The sequence below is a fragment of the Pseudoflavonifractor hominis genome (genome assembly GCF_014288125.1).
Lineage (GTDB): Bacteria > Bacillota > Clostridia > Oscillospirales > Oscillospiraceae > Pseudoflavonifractor_A > Pseudoflavonifractor_A gallinarum.
This window is the reverse complement of sequence record NZ_JACOPR010000031.1, coordinates 1-855: the sequence shown is the minus strand read 5'-3', so window position 1 is coordinate 855 and position 855 is coordinate 1. Positions and strand designations below refer to the sequence as shown.

The following is an 855-nucleotide window of genomic DNA, read 5'->3' as shown; positions in this document are numbered from 1 at the left end:
TTCGGGCGGGAACATGTGATGATGGACTACTATCTGGAATTTCTGTTCCCGGAAAAACGGGTGCGCTACATCGCCGTTGCGGAGAATGAGGACACAGAGAAAGGGCTTTCCGATTTTGTACCGTTCAAAAACCTGTTCAATGAATGGTTTGCGAAAGATACGAGCCGCAAGGTAAAGGCCGCTTTCAAAGCGAAGTTTGCCACAGGACAGCGTATCGGTGCCTATGCTCCCATCGGGTACAGGAAACACCCGGAAATCAAAAACAAGCTGATAATCGACGAGGAAACCCGCTGGATAGTGGAGAAGATTTTTGACCTTGCCATTCATGGCAGAGGGGCGGCCAGTATCACAAGAATACTGATTGCGGAAAAGGTTCCCACACCGGGATTTATCAACTTCCAGCGTGACGGGACTTTCGCAAACATCTATGCGGGTGCGCCAGAGGAAAAAAGCTACGCATGGACGATAGCGCAGGTCAAGAGTATTATGAAAGACGAAACCTATATCGGTCATACCATCCACTACCGGGAAACAAACATTTCCTTTAAGAACAAGCGGAGGGTACGCAAGCCCCAAAGTGAATGGGTGCGGGTGGAAAACACGCAGGAGCCGATTATCAGCGAACATGTTTTCCGGCAGGTACAGGAGCAGATAGCAAGCCGCCGGCGGGAACGCAAAAACGGTACGACACAGATTTTTGCGGGACTGATAAAGTGTGCGGATTGCGGCTGGTCGCTGTCCTATGGGGAGAACAGGCAGAACAGCAAGCCTTACGGCCATTATCATTGTAGCAAGTACGGACAGGGCACACGCCAATGCTCCATGCATTATATCCGCTATGATGTGCTTTACGCC

At 50.5% G+C, this 855-nt stretch carries 1 protein-coding gene; it reads left to right on the top strand.

All coding sequences use genetic code 11. The features are described 5' to 3' along the window. Positions 1-855: recombinase family protein (locus tag H8S34_RS15540; RefSeq protein WP_243208052.1), on the top strand; the 855-nt coding region annotated here is incomplete at both ends.